General features: G+C 65.5%; 6 protein-coding genes. 1 reads left to right on the top strand and 5 read right to left on the bottom strand.

Annotated features, from left to right (window positions below; all coding sequences use genetic code 11):
• The 4 genes from OR16_RS47575 to gdhA all read right to left on the bottom strand — a co-directional run.
• Positions 1 to 1,802 (bottom strand): DUF4347 domain-containing protein (locus OR16_RS47575; RefSeq protein ID WP_202801125.1); only part of this gene is annotated, 1,802 nt, incomplete at its 3' end.
• Entirely contained in the window at positions 1,786 to 2,133 is a 348-nt protein-coding gene (locus OR16_RS45035) for an LEPR-XLL domain-containing protein (protein WP_006164525.1), read from the bottom strand. The genes OR16_RS45035 and OR16_RS47575, both read right to left, overlap by 17 nt.
• A 111-nt stretch (positions 2,134 to 2,244) precedes the next feature.
• On the bottom strand, positions 2,245 to 3,084 hold the full coding sequence (locus tag OR16_RS37840; protein ID WP_043422810.1) for a sulfotransferase family protein: 840 nt from the start codon (positions 3,082 to 3,084) through the stop codon (positions 2,245 to 2,247).
• A gap of 402 nt (positions 3,085 to 3,486) precedes the next feature.
• The gene (gdhA, locus tag OR16_RS37835) at positions 3,487 to 4,830 is read right to left on the bottom strand and encodes an NADP-specific glutamate dehydrogenase (protein ID WP_006164522.1); all 1,344 of its coding nucleotides are present in this window, start codon (positions 4,828 to 4,830) and stop codon (positions 3,487 to 3,489) included.
• 328 nt (positions 4,831 to 5,158) lie between these two features.
• Between gdhA and OR16_RS37830 the strand changes: the two genes are divergently transcribed.
• On the top strand, positions 5,159 to 5,860 hold the full coding sequence (locus OR16_RS37830; RefSeq protein WP_006164520.1) for a HugZ family protein: 702 nt from the start codon (positions 5,159 to 5,161) through the stop codon (positions 5,858 to 5,860).
• A 57-nt stretch (positions 5,861 to 5,917) separates the two neighbouring features.
• Here the strand turns inward: OR16_RS37830 and OR16_RS37825 are convergent, their stop codons facing one another.
• Positions 5,918 to 6,292 carry a DeoR/GlpR family DNA-binding transcription regulator gene (locus tag OR16_RS37825; protein WP_237717383.1) on the bottom strand — a complete coding sequence of 125 codons (375 nt, stop codon included), beginning with the start codon at positions 6,290 to 6,292 and terminating at the stop codon, positions 5,918 to 5,920.
• Positions 6,293 to 6,411 lie beyond the last annotated feature (119 nt).

The raw sequence follows: 6,411 nt of genomic DNA, 5'->3' as shown, positions 1-6,411 counted from the left end.
ATGGTGGTGCCGTCGTTGGTGAAGGCCAGCGCGTCTTCGCCGCTGTGGAAATTGCCGGTAATCGCCACCTTGCCGCTGGCGAACGTGGTGTTGTCCGCATCGCTGAACGTGACGCCGCTATCGACCACCACCGGCGTGCTGGCGACGTTGTTGCCTTCGGTGAACGCGGTCGTGCCGCCGCTAGTAGTGGCAACGGGTGCGGCGTTCGGGGTGTAGGTCTTGTCGAGGGTGGCGCCAGTGTCGTTGTAGATCTTGTTAGAGGATACGGGGCTGATACCGGTAAACCCTCCGCTGTCTTCAAGGCCACCCGCCCCGCTTGTGCCTGCGTTGCCGCTCATCGCCGCATAGGCCGAAGCCGTGATGTGCACGGTGCCCTGGTTCCATATGGCGCCCACACCCAGGCCACCTGCACCGCCGTTCGCGTTGCTCCCGCTTCCCGCGCCAGCCCCACCGCCGCCGCCGCCACCTGCGCCCAGGTTGTTGCTGATGATCGAGTTGCCAACCACATTGAGGGTTGCGCCGGTCGCGTTGAAGATGCCACCCGCCGCGCTGCCGCCCGCGCCACCTGTGGCATCCCACCCACTGCCGCCGCCGCCGCCGCCGATCGAGAGGGAGCCGTTGCTGGCAGTGCCCCCGCTGCCGCCTGTCGAGTAGGCGGCGGCAATGCTGCTGGTGCCCCCTGCTCCACCCGTGGTGGAACCGCCGCCACCACCCATGTGGATCCCGTCATAACCACCGCCGAGACCGCCCACGCCGTTATGGCCTGCCGTACCGCCATAGTAACCGCTGGTGGATCCGGCACCAGCCGCGCCGCCCGCTCCGCCGCCAATGCCCGACATGCCGCCGCCGCCGCCGCCGCCGCCGCCAACCGTAGCGCCTCGCACACCGCCGCCGCCGCCGCCACCGGCAGCCGCATTGGCTGTGACGGTGACGTCCGTCAGAGTCAGCGTCCCGGCGTTGTAGATGCCGCCACCTTGCGCGGCGGTTGCACCCGACCCGCCGACCCCGCCATTGCCCGAAACCAGGCCATGTTCGATCACCAGCCCCTTGAGCCCGACGGTCGAGCCTGAGGTGATTTCGAGCACACGGCCTTTGTACTGCCCATCGAGCGTGACGTCGGCTATGCCGTCGTGATTGATGTCGCCGTCGATGGTGAGGTTCTTGCCGATCACCAGCAGCGAATTGCCCGACGTGATGGTCGATAGATTGATCGTCATGCCGGTGCTGAAGGTGATGGTGTCACCCGCTTGCGCCGCGCTGATTGCGTTGCGCAGGGTACCTGTACCAGTATCTCCGATATTCGTCACGGTGATCAGCGCCAGGTCGTGCGTATAGGCGGATTCCGCGCTGGCCGACAGCACCGAGGTGGCTTCGATCTGGCCGGTGGTGATTTCCAGGTTCCAGTCGCTGCCCGCGCCGGTGCGGTTGTCCGAGGCGGCAATATCGCGGCCCGTCAGCGCCGCCAGCGAATCGATGAACGACAGGCCGGCCGCGCCCTGCGCGGTACTGCACGCATAGATCAGGATGTCGCCGCCGCTCTGGATGCCGCTGCCGATCTTGGCCAGGCTGCTGGCATACGCGCCAACGTTGTCGCCGGAAAGGTAGGTACTGCCGAGCCAGAGGTCGCCAGCCTCGCCGTGCGCGATGATCTGGACGGACTTGGCGCCGGGGTGGGCGGACAGGTAATCGGCCATCTGGGCCAGGCCGTCGGCGTTGCGGTTCAGGTAGACGATGTCCGTGCCGGGCGCGACCCCCGCCAGCAAGCTGGCGCTGTCCTCCACCCGGCTATCCACGAACAGCACGTTGTGGCCGGACGGCGCAGGGGCCGGCGAGGGACGGCGCGCCGGTGTCGGCCGGCGTGGGCGCATGGCTGGCGCTATCCGCCGCCTGGGCAGTTGCCGGTGTGGCAGCGGGCGCTGCGTGGCTATCCGCCGCGTGGCTGTCCGCCGGCGCGCCATGGCTATCCGCTGCCGGGTGGGCCGCCGCGGCTGCCGTGGCGACCGCGGCGCCGTCGAACATGATGCGGGGTTCCAGCGCCATGATCAGCGACGAGGAGAGCGAGCTGGGCCGCTTTGCGGGCCGGGCGGGAATTGCAACCGCGCCCTCTACCTTCTGCTTCCGGGTCCACCACATATCGCTCTCCTCACACCCGCGCCGGGCGCTGCTCGGGCGGCGCGCGGCGGGCTATCATTTTCTGGTCGGTTTTCTGAAGTCAGCCTGCGAGTGCCGGCCCTGGTCGTCGTGCTAATCGCGCTGGTCGAGCTTTGCGCGGATGACATTGGCCGCGCTTTTGCTGCCGTCCTCCCAGAACGACAACGCGGCGTACTTCTCGAACAGGTCCGGCGGCAGGATGCTGCGCCGTGCTTGCTTGCCCACTTTGGATTTCACCTGGTGCAAGCCGGACACGCCCAAGGCTTGATCGAACGCTGGCGCGTCGTATTGCACGTTGTTGAAATCATGCTCAAACCACGGCTCGCCGATAAAGTCGTAAACCAGGCGCATTACCTTGTCGGGCGCCTGGCTGAGCAAATCGTAGTCGACCAGCAGCAGGGAACCGGCGTTTTCGCCGTAATAGGCTTCCTTGAGCGCGGCCCACGCAAAGCCAACCAGGCGATTGCGCTGCGCCAGGGTATCGACCCGGCTATAAACGGTGCTGCGCTCGGCGTCATCGGAAAACAGCTTGGTGTTTTCATACGGATTGGCGCGATACAAACGCTCGAGGCTGTCCATGACCCAGGCGACATTGCGCACGCAGGCAATCACCTTGGCATCGGGAAACAGGTCCTGCAGCGCGGGCATGCGCGAGCACCAGTTGCGATTGGTGTCGAACACCACGCCTTTGCCGGCTTTGTCCGCATAGTAGCTATCGAACAGGCCGCGCAACAGCCGGCGGCGCTGGTCTTGGCCGATCACTGGCCCGAACTCGCTGCCGGCGCTGCATTGCGCCAGGACAGCATTGAACAGTGTCCCCACCGGGCTGGTCATCCCTGCATGAAAACGGGGGTTCTGCAGCAGTAGCGCCGAGAGTAGCGTTGACCCTGACCGGGGCAAGCCCGAGATGAAGTGGAACTGGTTGGAAGTCACCCGAATCACCGCTGTTTTTATATTTTAAGCTCGGTATCTTATGCGATAGGCCGGACGTCCGCACACAAAACAACTGCGCAAATCATGCGCCGCGGGGCCGGATTTTCAGTCGACTTGTATTACAAAGTATTAGCTGCGGCCAAGCGCTTTCCCGCAAATCGGGTGCCCGCGCGGGTCGCCAAGTTGATACCCCTCCAAAGAAGGGATTCGACGCTGGCTTCCGACCTGCCAACGGGTATTCCCCCCTTGCTTGCCAAACTGTTGACGGCAAACAACGCTTGACGGCTCCGTGGCCGACCAATGCCCCAAAGAGAAACGGGATGGCATCGTCGCCACCCCGCTATGCCACCCGCCGGCCTGGTCAGGAAACCAAAGCGCCGGCCGGCATGCTTGAGCCCACGATCAAACCACGCCCTGCGCCAGCATCGCGTCCGCGACCTTCACAAACCCGGCCACGTTGGCGCCTTCCACATAATTGATGAAGCCGTCGGCTTTCTGCCCGTAGTGGATGCAGTTGCCGTGGATGTCCTTCATGATCGCGTGCAGCTTCTCGTCGACCTCGGCATGGTGCCAGGACATGCGCATGGCGTTCTGCGACATTTCCAGCCCCGAGGTGGCGACGCCGCCGGCGTTGCTGGCCTTGCCCGGCGCGTAGAGGATGCGCGCGGCCAGGAAGCGGTCCACGGCGTCCAGCGTGGAGGGCATGTTGGCGCCTTCGGCTACGCAGAACACGCCGTTGGCCAGCAAGCGCTCGGCGTCATTGCCGTCCAGCTCGTTTTGCGTGGCGCAGGGCAGCGCCACGTCCGCCGGCACGTGCCAGGGCGTGCGGCCGGCTTCGAAGCGCAGGTCTTGCTCGGCGGCGAAATCCGCCAGGCGGCCGCGTGCCTCGTTCTTGAACGCCATCAAGGCCGTCAGTTGCTCGCTGTTCATGCCCTTGGGGTAGTGCAGCACGCCGCCGGAGTCGGAGAGCGTGAGCACCTTGGCGCCGAGCTCGATCGCTTTCTCGGCGGCGTACTGGGCCACGTTGCCCGAGCCGGACAGCAGCACGCGCAGGCCGCTGAAATCGCGCCCGCGCCGGTGCAGCATCTCCTGCGCGAAGTACACCGTGCCGTAGCCGGTGGCTTCAGGCCGCATCAGGCTGCCCCCGAAGGCCATGCCCTTGCCGGTGAAGACGCTGGCGGAGCTGTTGGACAGCTTTTTCATCATGCCGGCCATGAAGCCGACTTCCCGCGCGCCCACGCCGATATCGCCGGCGGGTACGTCGGTGTCCGGGCCGAGGTGGCGGTAGAGCTCGGTCATCAGCGCCTGGCAAAAACGCATGACCTCGCCGTCGGACTTGCCCTTGGGATCGAAGTCCGAGCCGCCCTTGCCGCCGCCCATGGGTAGCGTGGTCAAGGCATTCTTAAGCGTCTGCTCGAAGCCCAGGAACTTCAAGACCGAGAGATTGACCGTGGGATGCAGGCGCATGCCGCCCTTGTAAGGGCCGATAGCGGAGCTGTGCTGCACGCGGAAGCCCCGGTTGACCTGCACCTGGCCACGGTCATCGGTCCATGCCACGCGGAACTGGATCACGCGCTCGGGTTCCACCAGCCGCTCCAGCAAGGCCTGTTCGCCGTAGCGCGGATGCTGCTCGACGAAGGGCCAGAGCGTCATCATGACTTCCTTCACGGCCTGGAGGAATTCGGGCTGGTCGGGGTCGCGCCGGGCAACGCCGGCCAGGAATGTTTTGAGGGAGGCAGATGTCACAAGTGTCTCTTTGTTTCGATGTGCTGGTGCTCGGCAGAAGACGGCCGCCGCGGATACGTGTCCGGCAGGCGTGCCGAGGGATGCCACGGCGCCGCCCGGGTGGTCTCGGGTGGCGCAACCGCGGCGAGCCCGGCAGCAACGGCTGCCGGGTCTTGTCAATACATTCAGGATCTGGGATGGATGTATCGCCAAGGGCGAAGCTTAGCATTTGGCGTAGCAGGCAAGACAGTCACAACACCTTTGATAAGCAGACATATAAAGGCGATTCGATTGTATTTTCGTGCGATCAGCGGCCAGGGCCCTGCGGTTCGCGGCGCCGGAGATGGGCATGGCCAGGCCGTACAATGCCCAAATCACGCGCAGACGGGAGGGCAAGAACGTGGAAGTCCCGATCGACCAGGTTGTCAGCCTTCTCCATGAAGCGGCCTTTGGCACCTTGGCCACGCATGCTTGCGCCCTGCCCGGCTACCCCTATGCCACCGTGGTGCCGTTCGTGACCGACCCGGCCGGCGCGCCCGTGATCTGCGTCAGCGCATTGGCCGAGCACACGCGTAACCTCCTTGCCGATGCGAGAGTGAGCCTGTCCGTGCTGCAGCCCGGCGCCACGGACGTGCAGAACGCCCGGCGCCTGACGCTGGTGGGCGATGCGGCCCGCTTCGAGCCAAATGCCGACGAACTGGCGCGCTACCTGCGCTATGAGCCGGCTGCCAAGCCGTTGCTGGCGCTGGACTTCCAGTTCTTCCGCATCCGCCCGACCGCCATCCGGTTTATCGGCGGCGTCGGGCGGATGGGCTGGATTGGGGCAGCGGCATGGGATGCCTTGCCTCAGGTGCCGCCAGGCATTGAGGCCGGGATCGCGCAAGCGGTGTCTCTCGCCGCCCCGGGCGGGGTTCGCGTGCTTGGCGTCGATGGCTATGGCATTGACTATGAAAGCGCGGGACGGCGCGGCCGCAGGGGCTTTCCCCATGCACCCATAGCGCTGGACGCTTTGGAAGCGACGGCCTTGGCCCTGGCGGCTAGCCTCGACTGAACCAGGCTTTGCCGCCCTTTACCGCCCTTTACCGCCCTTTACCGCCCTTTACCGCCTTCAGGCGATGCGCAACACCGGACCGCGTTCCTTCAAGGCGGCAGCCAGCCCGGGATCGGGCGCCATATCGGAAATCACGTAAGCCGCCTTATCGAAATGTTTCACCAGCACCCCGGCATTACGGCCAAACTTGGTGTGGTCAGCCACCACGCAGGCCACGCTCGCCGCTTGCAGCATGCGGCTGCGCAGCTCGGCGGCAGCGCGCGAGAAATCACTCATCTGGCCGTCGGCGGTAATGCCGCCGGTGCCAATAAAGGCAAAGTCCGCGTGGTAACGCGACAGTTGCTCGATGGTGTCCCAGCCGTGGGTGGCATCCTCGTTGTCCTGCAGCTCGCCGCCAAGCATCACCACCCGATTGCCGTTGCGCCGCCCCAGCAGCAGGGCGATGGCGAAGTCGTTGGTGTAGACCCAGCAAGGTTGTGATGGCCATGCAGCCGCCTGCGGCCACGGTATGGGTGGTGGTGCCGTAATCGAGGATCAGCGAAGCGCCATCC

The sequence above is a fragment of the Cupriavidus basilensis OR16 genome (assembly GCF_000243095.1).
Taxonomy (GTDB): domain Bacteria; phylum Pseudomonadota; class Gammaproteobacteria; order Burkholderiales; family Burkholderiaceae; genus Cupriavidus; species Cupriavidus basilensis_D.
Note: the sequence above shows the minus strand (reverse complement) of the source record. Positions and strands in the feature narration are given on the sequence as shown.

Bases quoted from the DNA above. Each gene is read 5' to 3' on its own strand.
- OR16_RS45035 (WP_006164525.1), bottom strand. From the start codon at position 2,133: ATGTGGTGGACCCGGAAGCAGAAGGTAGAGGGCGCGGTTGCAATTCCC.
- OR16_RS37830 (WP_006164520.1), top strand. From the start codon at position 5,159: ATGGCCAGGCCGTACAATGCCCAAATCACGCGCAGACGGGAGGGCAAG.